General features: G+C 62.2%; 13 protein-coding genes. 10 read left to right on the forward strand and 3 right to left on the reverse strand.

Annotated features, from left to right (window positions below):
* Positions 1 to 5 precede the first annotated feature (5 nt).
* From AABA34_RS01505 to AABA34_RS01530, 6 genes are read left to right on the forward strand one after another with little or no spacing between them, the layout of a single operon-like run.
* Positions 6 to 539, forward strand: a complete 534-nt coding sequence (locus tag AABA34_RS01505; RefSeq protein ID WP_338303578.1) for a dihydrofolate reductase — start codon at positions 6 to 8, stop codon at positions 537 to 539.
* Positions 536 to 1,762: a dipeptidase gene (locus tag AABA34_RS01510; protein ID WP_445083748.1), complete on the forward strand. Its 1,227-nt coding sequence runs from the start codon at positions 536 to 538 to the stop codon at positions 1,760 to 1,762. Before AABA34_RS01505 ends, AABA34_RS01510 begins: the two co-directional genes overlap by 4 nt.
* A complete protein-coding gene (locus tag AABA34_RS01515; protein ID WP_338303579.1) occupies positions 1,759 to 2,697 on the forward strand; it encodes a bifunctional riboflavin kinase/FAD synthetase in 939 nt (312 codons plus the stop codon). The genes AABA34_RS01510 and AABA34_RS01515 overlap by 4 nt, the downstream gene beginning before the upstream one ends.
* Complete coding sequence (gene ileS, locus AABA34_RS01520; RefSeq protein WP_338303580.1) at positions 2,690 to 5,629, forward strand: isoleucine--tRNA ligase; 2,940 nt, start codon at positions 2,690 to 2,692, stop codon at positions 5,627 to 5,629. Before AABA34_RS01515 ends, ileS begins: the two co-directional genes overlap by 8 nt.
* Entirely contained in the window at positions 5,626 to 6,162 is a 537-nt protein-coding gene (gene lspA / locus AABA34_RS01525; RefSeq protein WP_338303581.1) for a signal peptidase II, read from the forward strand. The genes ileS and lspA overlap by 4 nt, the downstream gene beginning before the upstream one ends.
* Complete coding sequence (locus tag AABA34_RS01530; protein WP_034957007.1) at positions 6,155 to 6,565, forward strand: DUF3035 domain-containing protein; 411 nt, start codon at positions 6,155 to 6,157, stop codon at positions 6,563 to 6,565. Before lspA ends, AABA34_RS01530 begins: the two co-directional genes overlap by 8 nt.
* A gap of 15 nt (positions 6,566 to 6,580) precedes the next feature.
* Here the strand turns inward: AABA34_RS01530 and AABA34_RS01535 are convergent, their stop codons facing one another.
* Positions 6,581 to 7,900, reverse strand: a complete 1,320-nt coding sequence (locus AABA34_RS01535) for a hemolysin family protein (RefSeq protein ID WP_338303582.1) — start codon at positions 7,898 to 7,900, stop codon at positions 6,581 to 6,583.
* Between the two features lie 169 nt (positions 7,901 to 8,069).
* Between AABA34_RS01535 and AABA34_RS01540 the strand changes: the two genes are divergently transcribed.
* Positions 8,070 to 8,765: an OmpA family protein gene (locus tag AABA34_RS01540; RefSeq protein ID WP_252259350.1), complete on the forward strand. Its 696-nt coding sequence runs from the start codon at positions 8,070 to 8,072 to the stop codon at positions 8,763 to 8,765.
* 48 nt (positions 8,766 to 8,813) lie between these two features.
* Here the strand turns inward: AABA34_RS01540 and AABA34_RS01545 are convergent, their stop codons facing one another.
* Positions 8,814 to 9,599: a 3'(2'),5'-bisphosphate nucleotidase CysQ gene (locus AABA34_RS01545; RefSeq protein WP_338303583.1), complete on the reverse strand. Its 786-nt coding sequence runs from the start codon at positions 9,597 to 9,599 to the stop codon at positions 8,814 to 8,816.
* A 138-nt stretch (positions 9,600 to 9,737) separates the two neighbouring features.
* On the opposite strand from AABA34_RS01545, the gene sucC reads away from it, so the two are divergent.
* Positions 9,738 to 10,937: an ADP-forming succinate--CoA ligase subunit beta gene (sucC, locus tag AABA34_RS01550; RefSeq protein WP_338303584.1), complete on the forward strand. Its 1,200-nt coding sequence runs from the start codon at positions 9,738 to 9,740 to the stop codon at positions 10,935 to 10,937.
* A 32-nt stretch (positions 10,938 to 10,969) separates the two neighbouring features.
* Here sucC and AABA34_RS01555 read toward each other — a convergent pair whose 3' ends face one another.
* Positions 10,970 to 11,485: a DUF6265 family protein gene (locus AABA34_RS01555; RefSeq protein ID WP_338303585.1), complete on the reverse strand. Its 516-nt coding sequence runs from the start codon at positions 11,483 to 11,485 to the stop codon at positions 10,970 to 10,972.
* 185 nt (positions 11,486 to 11,670) lie between these two features.
* Here AABA34_RS01555 and AABA34_RS01560 point away from each other — a divergent pair, with 185 nt between their 5' ends.
* On the forward strand, positions 11,671 to 12,417 hold the full coding sequence (locus AABA34_RS01560) for an electron transfer flavoprotein subunit beta/FixA family protein (RefSeq protein WP_338303586.1): 747 nt from the start codon (positions 11,671 to 11,673) through the stop codon (positions 12,415 to 12,417).
* Positions 12,418 to 12,448: 31 nt separating this feature from the next.
* Positions 12,449 to 13,378, forward strand: coding sequence for an electron transfer flavoprotein subunit alpha/FixB family protein (locus tag AABA34_RS01565; protein WP_338303587.1), 930 nt, complete (start codon positions 12,449 to 12,451; stop codon positions 13,376 to 13,378).
* Positions 13,379 to 13,432: the final 54 nt, after the last annotated feature.

Raw genomic sequence — 13,432 nt, forward strand, 5'->3', positions numbered from 1 at the left:
ACCCCATGAATACAAAAGAGATTTTCCTGATCTATGCGCGCGCCGCCAATGGCGCAATCGGCCATGAAGGACGCTTGCCGTGGCACCTTCCGGCTGACCTCAAGCGGTTCAAGGCGCTGACTTTGGGCAAGCCGATGATCATGGGGCGCAAGACCTTTGAAAGCCTGCCGGGCCTGCTTCCGGGGCGTCGCCACATTGTGCTCACCCGGCGCGAACATTGGGATTCGACCGGGGCCGAAGTCGTGCGAACCGCGGCTGAAGCGCTTTCAAAGGCGGCTGAAGGCAACGAAACCGGCGAAATTGCGGTTGTTGGCGGCGCCGCGATCTATGACGTGTTCCGCCCCATGGCAGACCGCATCGAAGTGACCGAAATTCACGAGGATTATCCCGGCGACACCTTCATGAAGCCGCTTGGTGATGATTGGCGCGAAACATCGCGCGAAGATCATCCTGCCGAAGATGGCCGGCCCGCCTATTCCTTCGTCACTTATGCGCGCCATGACGAGGACCACGCAGGTGAGGCATGCGAAGCGTCATGATCCGCAAGCTTCTCCTCGGGCTCGTCGGCTTTGTCGTGCTCGCCGCAGCGGGGTTCTTCCTGTTCGCGCCGAGGATGGCCGAAGAAAGCATGAACAAGATCGACGGCGAGCCGCTGATCGCGGTGAGCGCCGAGGCGAAGGCGCTGCACGCGACACTGACCATCGTCGACCTTCACGCCGATACACTGCTGTGGCAGCGCAGCCTGCTGGCGGACAGCGGCCGGGGGCATGTAGACCTTTGGCGGCTGCAGCAAGGCAATGTCGCGCTGCAGGTGTTCTCCAGCGTCACCAAGACGCCAAAGGGTCAGAATTACGACAGCAATTCCGCCGATGGCGACAACATCACCATGCTTGCCATTGGCCAGTTGCAACCGGTGCGCACGTGGTTCTCGATCCTTGAGCGCGGGCTCTATCATGGCGAGAAGCTTGATCGGGCCGTAAGCGAAGACAAGTGGGGCATCTTGACCAAGGTGACGAGTGCCACGGAACTTGAAACCCTGCTTTCGCAACGAGCAGACAAGAGCATGTGGCGCAGGGCACCTGAGGGCGTAAAGGGCATCGCACAACCTCCCATCGGCGCGCTTTTCAGCGCAGAGGGCCTGCACAGTCTCGAAGGCGATCCCGACAATCTCGACAAGCTTTATGACGCCGGCCTGCGTATGGCTGGGCTCACCCATTTCTTCGACAATGAACTCGCCGGGTCGATGCATGGCGAGGAAAAGGGCGGACTCACCCCGATGGGCCGAGAGGTCGTCCGCCGCATGGAGGACAAGGGCATTATCGTCGACATCGCCCATTGCTCGCACCAATGCGTTGCAGAAGTGCTGGCGATGGCGCGTCGCCCGGTGGTCTCCAGCCACGGCGGGGTTCAGGCGACTTGCGATGTCAACCGCAACCTTACCGATGACGAGATCCGGGGCGTCGCCGCAACCGGCGGAGTGATCGGCGTCGGCTATTGGGAGGGCGCGGTGTGCTCCACAGACCCGCGCGCCACCGCCCGCGCGATGAAGCATATCCGCGATCTTGTGGGAATCGAACACGTCGCGCTGGGCAGCGACTATGACGGCGCGGTCACCGTGCGGTTCGACACTTCGCAACTGACACAGGTGACGCAGGCATTGATCGACGAAGGTTTCTCCGAGGAAGAAATCCGCGCCGCGATGGGCCTTAACGCGCTTCGGGTGTTGCAAGCCGGGCTCAATCCGATGAAAGCAGCGCAATGAGGTGGCTCGATCATCGTGAGGATGTTCCCAAGGCGCTGCGCGGTGCGGTGATCGCGCTGGGCAATTTCGACGGTTTCCATCGCGGGCATCAGGCCGTGGCGGGCGAGGCGATCCGCTGGGCGCATGAGGAGGGCCGCCCTTCGATCATCGCGACATTCGATCCGCATCCGGTGCGGTTCTTCCGCCCCGACGTGCCGCCGTTCCGCCTGACCACGCTCGAACAGCGGCAGGAGCTGTACCTTGCCGCCGGGGCCACCGCGATGCTGGTGTTCCACTTCGATGCCGAACTGGCTGGGACGAGCGCGGAGGATTTCATCACGCAAATCCTGATCGGCCGTTTCGGTGCGCATGGCGTGGTGACGGGCGGCGATTTCACTTTCGGAAAGATGGCGAAGGGCAATGTCGATCTGCTGCGCACCTTCGGGGCCGAAAACGGCCTCGAATCGCGCGTGGTCGAAGCGGTTGAGGAATCCGGCGTCATTTCCTCCAGCCGTATCCGCGAAGCCCTGCGCGAAGGCGATCCGCAGCTCGCCGCGCAGCTTTTGTCGCGCCCCTTCGCGATCCGCGGGATCGTGGAACACGGGGACAAGCGCGGTCGCACCATTGGCTATCCCACGGCGAACCTTTCGGTCGAGAATTACCTGCGGCCCAGATACGGCGTCTATGCCGTTACGGGAAAGATACTGGCGACGGGCCAAGTGCTGAAAGGCGCGGCCAATATCGGCATCCGTCCGCAGTTCGAACCGCCCAAGGAACTGCTCGAACCCTATTTCTTCGACTTCTCCGGCGATCTGTACGGGCAGGAAATCGAGGTCGCCTTCCACCACTTCCTGCGCGGCGAGGCGAAGTTTGACAACCTCGAAGGATTGATGGCGCAGATGGAGAAGGATTGCGACGAAGCGCGAAGGCTTCTAAGCGCCCTTCCCGATGAGTAACGACACCGCGAAACGCGACTACAAGGACACCGTCTTCCTGCCGAAGACGGACTTCCCGATGAAAGCCGGCCTTCCGCAGAAGGAACCGGGCATTGCGGCGCGCTGGCGCGAGATTGGTCTTTACGAGAAACTGCGCGAGGCGCGCCGGGGCCGGGAGAAGTTCATCCTCCACGATGGCCCGCCCTATGCCAATGGCGACATGCACATCGGCCACGCGCTGAACCATATCCTGAAGGACATGGTCTGCCGCACGCAGAACCTGATGGGCAAGGACGCGCCCTATGTTCCGGGCTGGGACTGCCACGGCCTGCCGATCGAATGGAAGGTCGAGGAACAGTACCGCAAGAAGAAGAAGAACAAGGACGAGGTTCCCGCAAAGGAATTCCGCGCCGAATGCCGCGCCTATGCGCAGCACTGGGTCGATACACAGCGCGAGCAGCTGAAGCGGCTGGGCATCCTTGGCGATTGGGACAATCCGTATCTGACGATGGATTTCCAGGCCGAGGCGACGATCGTTGCCGAGCTGTGCAAGTTCGCGGAGAACGGCAACCTCTATCGCGGCGCGAAGCCGGTGATGTGGTCCCCGGTCGAAAAGACGGCGCTGGCCGAGGCGGAGGTTGAGTACGAAGACCTGACCGACAGCCCGCAGATCGACGTGGCGTTCGAGATCATCGAAAGCCCGATCCCCGAACTGGTCGGCGCGCATGCGGTGATCTGGACGACGACCCCGTGGACGATCCCGGTGAACCAGGCTTTGGCCTATGGGCCGGAGGTTGATTACGTGCTCGTCCGCGAGACAATTCTGCCTGAAAGCGGGCCAAGTTCCACCGGACGCTCCTTCCTCGTCGCTAAGGATTTGATGATCCAGTTTGGCGACCGCATCGGTTTCCTCACCGATAGCGGCGAGCCGCATCAGATTTTCGAGCGGATGTGGGAAGGCAAAGGCTCCGACCTCGCCGGAACCAAGGTCCGCCACCCCATGCACCATCTCGGCGGGTTCTATGCGACACCGCGCCCGATGCTTACAGGCGATTTTGTCACCACGGACAGCGGCACAGGCATCGTCCACATGGCGCCTGATCACGGCGAAGACGATTTCGACCTGTGCAAATCGGCAGGGATCAACCCGGTCTTCGCGGTGCAGGACGATGGCACCTATCGCGACGACTGGCCGTGGCTGGGCGGGGACGATGACCGCCGCCGCTCCGTCATCAACAAGCCGTTCAACGCGCCCGACGGGCCGATCTGCAACGATTTGCGCGAAGCGGGGGCGTTGCTCTCCGCCAGCGCCGATTACGCGCATTCCTACCCGCACTCATGGCGCTCGAAAGCCAAGGTCATCTATCGCTGCACGCCGCAATGGTTCGTGCCGATGGATCGCGATCTTCCGTGGCTCGAACCCAAGAGCAAGGAAGACAAGGCGTGGGAAAGCGAAGGCGGCGCGATTGATCCTTCCGAGGAAAGCCTGTGCGCCGCGCCGACGCTGCGCGAACGGGCGATGGAGGAAATCGCCCGCGTCGAATTCATCCCCGAAAAGGGCCGCCGCCGCATCGGCGCAATGGTCGAAGGGCGGCCCGACTGGGTGCTTTCGCGCCAGCGCGCATGGGGCGTGCCGATCACGCTGTTCGTGCGGCCTGACGGCACCTATCTGCAAGACTCCGCCGTGAACGCCCGCATCGTCAACGCGGTGCGCGAACAGGGCGTCGATGCGTGGGAGGAGAGCCGCAAGGCCGAATTCCTCGGCCCCGATTACAATCCCGACGATTTCGAGATGGTCACCGACATTCTCGACGTGTGGTTCGATTCGGGCTGCACCCATGCCTTCGTGCTCGAATCCGGGCGCTGGCCCGACCTGCAATGGCCTGCCAACCTCTATCTCGAAGGGTCTGACCAGCATCGCGGCTGGTTCCAGTCCTCGCTGCTGCAAAGCTGCGCGACGCGCGGGCGGGCGCCTTACGATCAGGTTCTGACCCACGGCTTCACCATGGATGCCAAGGGCAAGAAGATGTCGAAATCGCTCGGCAACACCATCGACCCGCTGAAGGTGATGGAGACGACCGGCGCGGACATCATCCGGCTGTGGGCGCTGTCGGTCGATTTCACCGAGGATCACCGCATCGGCGATGAAATCCTGAAAGGCGTGGGCGACCAGTACCGCAAGCTGCGCAACACTTTCCGCTACCTGCTGGGCGCGCTGGACGGCTGGGTTGGCGACATGAGCGATCTGGGCGAGATTCCGGAGCTGGAGCGCTATGTCCTCTCGCTCTTGTCCGAACTTGACGGGAAGCTGCGCAAGGCGGCGACCGAGTACGATTTCAACACCTACACCCGCCTGCTGGTCGATTTCTGCAACGAAGACCTCAGCGCGTTCTATTTCGATATCCGCAAGGACACGCTCTATTGCGAAGGGCTGGACAGCGATCTGCGTAATGCCTATCGCGTGGTGCTCGACCTGCTGTTCCACGCGCTGGTGCGTTATGCCGCGCCGGTGCTGGTCTTCACCGCCGAGGAAGTGTGGAAGAGCCGCTATCCCGAAGACGACGAACAGGGCGGCAGCGTCCACTTGCTCGAATGGCCAAGTGTCCCTGCCGTTCCGGCGGACACCGCAACATGGGCAAAGCTGCGCGAACTGCGTGAGCGCGTGACCGAAGCGATCGAGCCGCTGCGCCGCGAAAAGGTGATCCGTTCGAGCAATGAAGCCGTCGTCACCGTGCCCGCATCGGCCGTTCCCGAAGGGGTCAGCGACGAACAGCTCGCCGAATTGTTCATCACCGGGACAGTGACGCGCGGGCAAGGCGAAGAGGTGACAGTCACCAAATCCACCGACCACAAATGCGGCCGCTGCTGGCGCCTGCTTCCCGACGTGCCCGAAGACGGCGCGCTGTGCGGGCGCTGCGACAGCGTGGTTGCCGGGATGGACGGCGCGCAATGAGCGGATTGTTCACCCGCAACCGGCTGATCGGGCTGGGGTTTGCCGCCTTCATCGCGGTGATTGACCAGATCGTGAAGTGGTATGTGATCGGCCCGCTCGACCTGCGTCTGGTGCGCAATATCGAGCTGCTGCCGTTCTTCGACCTGACCTACACCGAAAATCGCGGCATCTCGCTCGGCATGTTCCAGGCGACGACGATGGAGATGCGCTGGCTGCTGGTGCTTGTCACCGCCGCGATCGCGCTTGTGGTGCTGGTATGGATGATGCGCGAAAAGCTGCTGAGTGACATTCTCGGGCTGGCGCTGATCCTTGGCGGGGCGCTGGGTAACATCCGTGATCGCTGGGAACTGGGCTATGTCATTGACTATGCCGATTTCCACATCGGGACGTTCCGCCCCTTCCTCGTTTTCAACATCGCCGATGCGGCTATCACCATCGGTGTTTTCATAATCCTTGCCCGCAGCCTGTTCGTGCGCGAAAAGGATGAAAATACGGATGCGCAAAGCGTCCAAGCGGAGAATGAACATGCGTAACCTCAAATCGGCCATCCTGCTCGCATCCGGCTGCGCCATGCTGGCGGCTTGCGGAGGCAGCGGCATCTTCAACCGTGACCGGCCCGATGAATTCGCCGTCCAGCGGCAGGCTCCGCTGGTGGTCCCGCCCGATTTCACGCTGACTCCGCCGGCACCCGGCGCACCGCGCCCGTCCGAAGGCACCGCGTCGGAACAGGCACTCGAAGCGCTGTTCGGCGGCCCTGCGCCGCGTAGCCAGATCGAAACCAGCGCGCTTGACCGTGCCGGCAGCGCGGCTCCGGGCATCCGCTCCGAAGTTGGCGATCCGGGCACCAACACCGTTGCCAAGGGCAGCGTGACGCGCGACATCATCGCCGCCCCTCAGGGTGACGGCGCAGCGGCACAGACGCTTATTCCGGGTTAAGTCAGGGCGGGTTGGCTAGCCGCGCGTATCGTCCGGCTCATCATCGACTTGCCGCACCAGAATCTTGTCGATCCGGCGATTGTCCATGTCGACGATCTCGAAGCTCCAGCCCTGATCGACGAAGCTCTCGCCCTCAAGCGGGAGCTTCTTCATGATGGACAGGACATACCCCGCCGCAGTGCCGAATTCGCGGCCCTCGCCATAAACCAGCCCCAGCCTGTCGGCGAGGCCGTCCGCCGAAAGCGCACCGGACACCAGCAGCGATCCGTCACTCCTCTCGACGATCTGGGGCGCTTCGCCCTGATCCTTGTCGCTGGCGAAACTCCCTGCGATGGCGGTGAGTAGATCGACCGGCGTGACGATTCCTTCGAAATGGCCGTATTCGTCATGCACAACAGCCATGGCGATATCGGCGGATTGCAGCACCCGCAGCGCATCCATTGCATCAAGCTGATCGGGTACGACCTCGGCCTTGCGCATCATTGCCCGGATCGAGACTTCCTCGCCCGCGACGAGCGCCGCCAGCACTTCGCGCACCTTGACGATGCCAAGGATCGTATCGGGCGAGCCTTCTGCCACGGGCAGCAGCGAATGAGGGCTGCGTTCGATCGTTTCCCTGATCTGCGTGACATCGGCATCGGCCTCGATCCAGTCGAGTTCGGTACGCGGCGTCATCATTTCGCGCACCGGGCGTTCCGCCAGGCGGACGACGCCCGTCAGGATCTGGTGCTGTTCTTCCTCGATCACGCCCGAGCGTGTGGCTTCGGCGAAGATCATTTGCAGTTCCTCGGCGGTGACCGAGGTCTGACCCTTTGCCCGAATGCCGAACAACGCAACGATGCCCGCCGATGAGCGGTCAAGCAGCCAGACCAGCGGCGCCGCAATGGTGGCGAGCAACGCCATCGGGCGTGCCATAACCAGCGAAACCGGAACCGCCGCCCTCAGCGCAAGCTGTTTGGGCACCAATTCGCCCACAACCACGCTCAGATAGGTCGTCAGCGCAATCACAGTCACAAACGCAGCTTCCTGCGATATGTCGGCGGGCACGCCCAGCGCAGCCAGCCGCTCACCCACCGGCCCTTCAAGGCTGGCACCCGAGAACGCGCCGGTGATGATCGCAATCAGGGTGATCCCGATCTGGACGGTGGAGAGGAATTTGCCCGGCTCCGCAGCAAGACCGATGGCAATCCGCGCGCTGGCAGAGCCATCTTCGGCTTTCGCCTTGAGCTTGTTCGTCTGGGCGGAGACAATCGCCAGCTCGGACATGGCGAAAACGCCATTGAGCACGATCAGCCCGGCGATAATCAGGACTTCTGGCCAGGGAAACGGTGTCACCCCCTGTCGCTAGCAGAAATCGCGCGGTGTTCCAGTGTTCGTTGGCAAAACCCTTGGCAAAAATGCGTTCAGCTTCGCGAAAAGCGGGCTTGGGCATCAGATGAATGCGCAGGACATCAGGCACTAATCATGTATGATGGTGCCGTAAAACAAGGCTGGAGGACGAAACATGAAAGCATCACGGATTCTTCTCTCGGGAACGGCAGCATTGGCGCTGCTCGGGACGAGCGCATGCGTTACCGATCCCAACACCGGGGAACGCAAGGTTTCGCGCACGGCAATCGGCGCTGGCCTGGGCGGCACGCTTGGCTATCTGCTCGGCGGCGCGATCGGCGGCGACACGGCCCGCATCATTGGTGCAGGTATCGGCGGTTCGGCAGGGGCCGTCATCGGCAAGCAGTTCGATGACCAGATCCGCGAGCTTGATGAAGAGCTGCAGGGAACAGGGGTCGATGTCGAGGAAGTGGGCGATCAGGACGCGATTCTGGTGCGCTTGCCCGACGGTGTCACCTTCGCGCGCGGATCGGCCAACATCAATCCCGGCTTCTACGATTCGCTCAATGCTGTGGCGGAAAGCCTGATCAAATATCCCAACAGCCTCGTCGATGTGTACGGCTTTACCGATACGACCGGCTCGGACGCGCTCAATCAGCGCCTGTCGGAACAACGCGCGCAGGCTGTGGCCGATTACCTTGCTGCACGCGGGGTTGCCCGCAGCCGCATCGAAACGCGCGGATATGGCGAAAGCTACGATTACCTGCGGGTGAAGACCGCGGATGGCGTTGACGAGCCGCTCAACCGCCGGGTCGAGATCAAGATCATCCCGATCAGCCAGGAGGACGTAAGCGCCGCTCGCGGCCAGTAATCCGACTGCTCCGTATGCGAAGGGGCCAGGCCGATGGTCTGGCCCCTTTTATTTTTCCCGCTGCAATTGTTCGGCCCGCTCAGCCAGCCGGGCCACCGCCGCGTCGTGAATGCCGGGTGCGCATACGAGCACGCCGAAATCGCGCGGATCATGCTTGTTGTAGGCAAGCGGCTTGCCGAAAGCGTCTGACACCCGCGCCCCTGCCTCGCGCGCGATCAATGTGGCGGCCGCAATGTCCCATTCGAAACCCCATCGCAGGGTCGCCAGCAGATCGGCGCGATCATCGGCGACCATGGCGATGCGCAAGGCGATCGAATTGGGCTTTTCTACCGGCAGGAGGTCAGAATCGACCGCCGGCACCTGATCCACCGGAACCCGCGATCCGGCAAATTCGGTGCGCGTGCTCGCCTTCAACGTCTTGCCGTTGAGCGTTGCACCGCGTCCCGCAATCGCAAACCACTCCTCGCCGCGTGCCGGAGCCGAAAGCATCCCGATCAAGGGGCGGCCCGCGCTGATAAGGGCGACCGAGACGGACCAACCTGTCCGCCCACGTACGAAATCGCGTGTGCCGTCGATCGGATCGACCAGCCAGATGAGATCGCTGCGGGTGCGCACTTTGTCATCGGCGGTTTCCTCGGAAAGCCATGCCGCCGCTGGCAGCAGGCGGCCAAGCTCCCGCTTCAGAAAGATGTCGACCGAAAGATCGGCTTCGCTGACGGGATTGCCCGGAGTCTTGTCCCAGCTTTCCAGCTTGTGCCCGTCGCCGGGCCATCGCGCGTGAGCGATGCGACCCGCCTCGCGCACGATCTCCAGAAAGCGACCCTCATCTATCATTTTTGATCATTCCCGCGATGCATACCAAGGTAGGACGCCTGAAGGCAGCTTCGACACTTTTCAAGTGCCGCGATACGTGCTTAGGGCCTCCGCAAAGAATCTCTCCCCCGGGACATCAATCAAAAGGGATCGAATCTGATGAACGTCCACGAATATCAGGCCAAGGAACTTCTCAAGGAACACGGGATCGCAGTTCCCGCGGGCCATGCGGCGCTTTCTGTCGAGGAAGCGGTTGCGGCGGCAAAGAACCTTCCCGGGCCGCTCTATGTCGTGAAGGCGCAGATTCACGCCGGTGGCCGCGGCAAGGGCAAGTTCAAGGAACTTCCCGAAGATGCCAAGGGCGGCGTGCGGCTGGCCAAGAGCATCGACGAAGTCGAAGCCAACGCCAAGGAAATGCTCGGCAACACGCTGGTGACGGTGCAGACCGGTGCGGAAGGCAAGCAGGTCAACCGCCTCTACGTCACCGATGGCGTTGATATTGCCAAGGAATACTACCTTTCGCTGCTGGTTGACCGGGCGACCGGCCGTGTGGCTTTCGTTGTTTCGACCGAAGGCGGCATGGATATCGAAGCGGTGGCGCATGACACGCCCGAGCTGATCACCACCTTCACCATCGATCCGGCACAGGGCTTCATGCCGCATCATGGCCGCGCCGTGGCCTTTGCTCTGAAGCTGACCGGTGATCTCAACAAGCAAGCGCAAAAGCTCGCCAAGCAGCTTTACGATGCCTTCATGGCGACTGACTGCTCGATGCTCGAAATCAACCCGCTGGTTGAAACCGTGGACGGCAACCTTACCGTGCTCGACGCCAAGATGAGTTTCGATTCGAACGCGCTTTATCGCCACCCCGCAATCGAGGCGCTGCGCGACGAGACCGAAGAAGACCCCGCCGAAGTCGAAGCGAGCGAATACGACCTCGCCTACATCAAGCTCGACGGGAACATCGGCTGCATGGTGAACGGCGCTGGCCTTGCCATGGCGACGATGGACATCATCAAGTTGAACGGTGCTTTCCCGGCCAACTTCCTCGACGTGGGCGGCGGCGCGACCACCGAAAAGGTGACGGCGGCGTTCAAGATCATCCTCAAGGACCCGGCGGTCGAAGGCATCCTCGTCAACATCTTCGGCGGAATCATGAAATGCGACGTGATCGCCAACGGCATCGTTCAGGCGGCAAAGGACGTGAACCTCTCGGTTCCGCTGGTTGTCCGGCTTGAAGGCACCAATGTCGACGCGGGCAAGGAAATCCTCGCCAATTCGGGCCTGCCGATCGTCCCCGCAGACGATCTGGGCGATGCCGCGAAAAAGATCGTCGCCGAGGTAAAGAAGGCGGCCTGATCCGGTTGTGCTCGTCCACTCGGGCGGGCGCCTTACATAGCGTCGAAGCGGAACAGCAGTTCCCCGCCGCTTTGCATCCTTACGGCCGCGACAAGCCCTGCTCCGGGTTTGTCGCGGTCTTCGCATCTGAGGGTCAGAGCGTGGAAATAGGCCGCGCATGGCTCGATGGCGACGAGGCGGAAGGTCAGCATGTCGCCTTTCTCCTCCCACCCGGTGAGATCGGCGTTGAAGTGCTTCAGCCGCAGGACGATCGATCCGCCCTCCTCCATCAGATACATGTGTTCGGTAAAACGGATGCCGCCTTCTTCGGTCGACTGCACAAAGGTGCCGACCATCGTGTCACCCGTGGGCGGCAGCCAGCTTTCCATTGCGGGCGCACCCCCGATACCCTCGCCCGACCATTGGCCGACCAGCCAGTCCATCTGGTCCAGCCGGGCGGCGGGCGATTCGAAACCTTCGCCCCCCAGCCGCGTTTCCTGTGCTTGGACTGAAGGGGTCAGAACGCAGGCACAAAGCAGCACAACGGCTCTGAAGACGGATTGAAGCATGGCAAACCTCCCTTGCATTAAAGATGATGGACGAGGCCGCGTGATCTTGGCAAGGCTGCGCGCTGACAGCGATAAGAGCCGCCTCCACCAGCTTGACGTTTACGTAAACGCAAGTTAGGGGCAGCCGGAATGGTTTTGTCGTCCTGCCGCAAACCCGGCGGGGCGTTATTGGGAAAGGAAGCGCAATGAAAATCCTCGTCCCCGTCAAACGGGTGATCGACTACAACGTCAAGCCGCGCGTCAAGGCCGATGGCTCGGGCGTTGACCTTGCCAACGTCAAGATGAGCATGAACCCCTTCGACGAAATCGCCGTCGAAGAAGCGATCCGCATCAAGGAAGCCGGCAAAGCCGAGGAAATCATCGCCGTTTCGGTCGGCCCGGCAAAGGCACAGGAAACGCTGCGCACCGCGCTGGCCATGGGCGCTGACCGTGCGATCCTCGTCGAAACCGATGAAGAAGTCGAACCGCTGGCCGTCGCCAAGATCCTGAAGGCGATCGCCGATGAGGAACAGCCCGGCCTGGTGCTGCTCGGCAAGCAGTCGATCTCGGACGATTCGAACCAGACCGGTCAGATGCTGGCGGCGCTGATGGGCCGTCCGCAGGGCACCTTTGCCAACACCGTCGAAGTCGAAAGCGACAGCGTCACCGTGAAGCGCGAAATCGACGGCGGGCTTGAAACCGTGAAGCTGACGCTTCCCGCGATCGTCACCACCGACCTGCGTCTGAACGAGCCGCGCTACGCTTCGCTGCCCAACATCATGAAGGCAAAAAAGAAGCCGCTCGATACCAAGACGCCGGGCGATTACGGGGTCGACATCACCCCGCGTCTCACCACCACCAATGTCAGCGAGCCTCCGGTTCGTCAGGCCGGTGTGAAGGTCGAAGACGTCGCCGCTCTGGTTGAAAAGATCAAGGCTCTGGGCATCGCCTGATCGGCGACCCGGAGAGAGAAGGATTTAGGACATGAACACTCTGGTTCTGGTCGAACACGACAACAACACCGTCAATGATGCGACGCTGGCCGTGGTCACGGCAGCGGGCAAGCTGGGCGACGTCACCGCGCTGGTCGCAGGTCACAACTGCGGCTCCGTCGCCGAAGCAGCCGCCAAGATCGCCGGCGTTTCCAAGGTGCTCAAGGCGGATGACGCCGCCTATGCGCACGCGCTGGCCGAAAACGTCGCGCCGCTCGTCGCCGGGCTGATGGCAGGCTATGACGCCTTCCTCGCGCCCGCCACCACCAGCGGCAAGAACATCGCACCGCGCGTCGCCGCGCATCTCGACGTGATGCAGATTTCGGAAATCCTGTCGGTCGAAGGCCCCAAGACCTTCACCCGTCCGATCTATGCCGGCAACGCCATCGCGACGGTTGAATCGACCGACGCGAAGCTCGTCATCACCGTTCGCGGCACCGCTTTTGAAAAGGCGGCAACCGAAGGCGGATCAGCCGCAATCGAAGACGCTGCCGGACCGGGTGACGCAGGCACCTCCAGCTTCGTCGGTTCGGAAATCGCCAAGAGCGAGCGTCCGGAACTGACGAGCGCCAAGGTGATCGTTTCGGGAGGTCGCGCGCTGAAAGACGCAGAGACTTTTGAAGCCACCATCACCCCGCTCGCCGACAAGCTGGGCGCCGCCATCGGCGCTTCGCGCGCCGCAGTCGATGCAGGCTATGTCCCGAACGATTATCAGGTCGGCCAGACCGGCAAGATCGTCGCCCCCGAAGTGTACATCGCCATCGGCATTTCCGGCGCGATCCAGCACCTTGCAGGGATGAAGGATTCGAAGGTCATCATCGCGATCAACAAGGACGAAGACGCACCGATCTTCCAGGTCGCGGATATCGGCCTTGTCGCAGACCTCTACAACGCCGTGCCGGAACTCACCGGGGCGCTGTAAGCCTTTCGAATTTCTGAAGGTTGAAGAAGACCTCCGCCGCGCTAGTCTGCGCAG

The sequence above is a fragment of the Erythrobacter sp. Dej080120_24 genome, assembly GCF_036322605.1.
Taxonomy (GTDB): Bacteria; Pseudomonadota; Alphaproteobacteria; order Sphingomonadales; family Sphingomonadaceae; genus Erythrobacter; species Erythrobacter aurantius.

What these genes read in the sequence shown, in the direction of transcription:
- AABA34_RS01505 (WP_338303578.1), top strand. Translation starts at nt 6, where the DNA reads ATGAATACAAAAGAGATTTTCCTGATCTATGCGCGCGCCGCCAATGGC.
- AABA34_RS01510 (WP_445083748.1), top strand. Translation starts at nt 536, where the DNA reads ATGATCCGCAAGCTTCTCCTCGGGCTCGTCGGCTTTGTCGTGCTCGCC.
- AABA34_RS01515 (WP_338303579.1), top strand. Translation starts at nt 1,759, where the DNA reads ATGAGGTGGCTCGATCATCGTGAGGATGTTCCCAAGGCGCTGCGCGGT.
- ileS (WP_338303580.1), top strand. Translation starts at nt 2,690, where the DNA reads ATGAGTAACGACACCGCGAAACGCGACTACAAGGACACCGTCTTCCTG.
- lspA (WP_338303581.1), top strand. Translation starts at nt 5,626, where the DNA reads ATGAGCGGATTGTTCACCCGCAACCGGCTGATCGGGCTGGGGTTTGCC.
- AABA34_RS01530 (WP_034957007.1), top strand. Translation starts at nt 6,155, where the DNA reads ATGCGTAACCTCAAATCGGCCATCCTGCTCGCATCCGGCTGCGCCATG.
- AABA34_RS01540 (WP_252259350.1), top strand. Translation starts at nt 8,070, where the DNA reads ATGAAAGCATCACGGATTCTTCTCTCGGGAACGGCAGCATTGGCGCTG.
- AABA34_RS01545 (WP_338303583.1), bottom strand. Translation starts at nt 9,599, where the DNA reads ATGATAGATGAGGGTCGCTTTCTGGAGATCGTGCGCGAGGCGGGTCGC.
- sucC (WP_338303584.1), top strand. Translation starts at nt 9,738, where the DNA reads ATGAACGTCCACGAATATCAGGCCAAGGAACTTCTCAAGGAACACGGG.
- AABA34_RS01555 (WP_338303585.1), bottom strand. Translation starts at nt 11,485, where the DNA reads ATGCTTCAATCCGTCTTCAGAGCCGTTGTGCTGCTTTGTGCCTGCGTT.
- AABA34_RS01560 (WP_338303586.1), top strand. Translation starts at nt 11,671, where the DNA reads ATGAAAATCCTCGTCCCCGTCAAACGGGTGATCGACTACAACGTCAAG.
- AABA34_RS01565 (WP_338303587.1), top strand. Translation starts at nt 12,449, where the DNA reads ATGAACACTCTGGTTCTGGTCGAACACGACAACAACACCGTCAATGAT.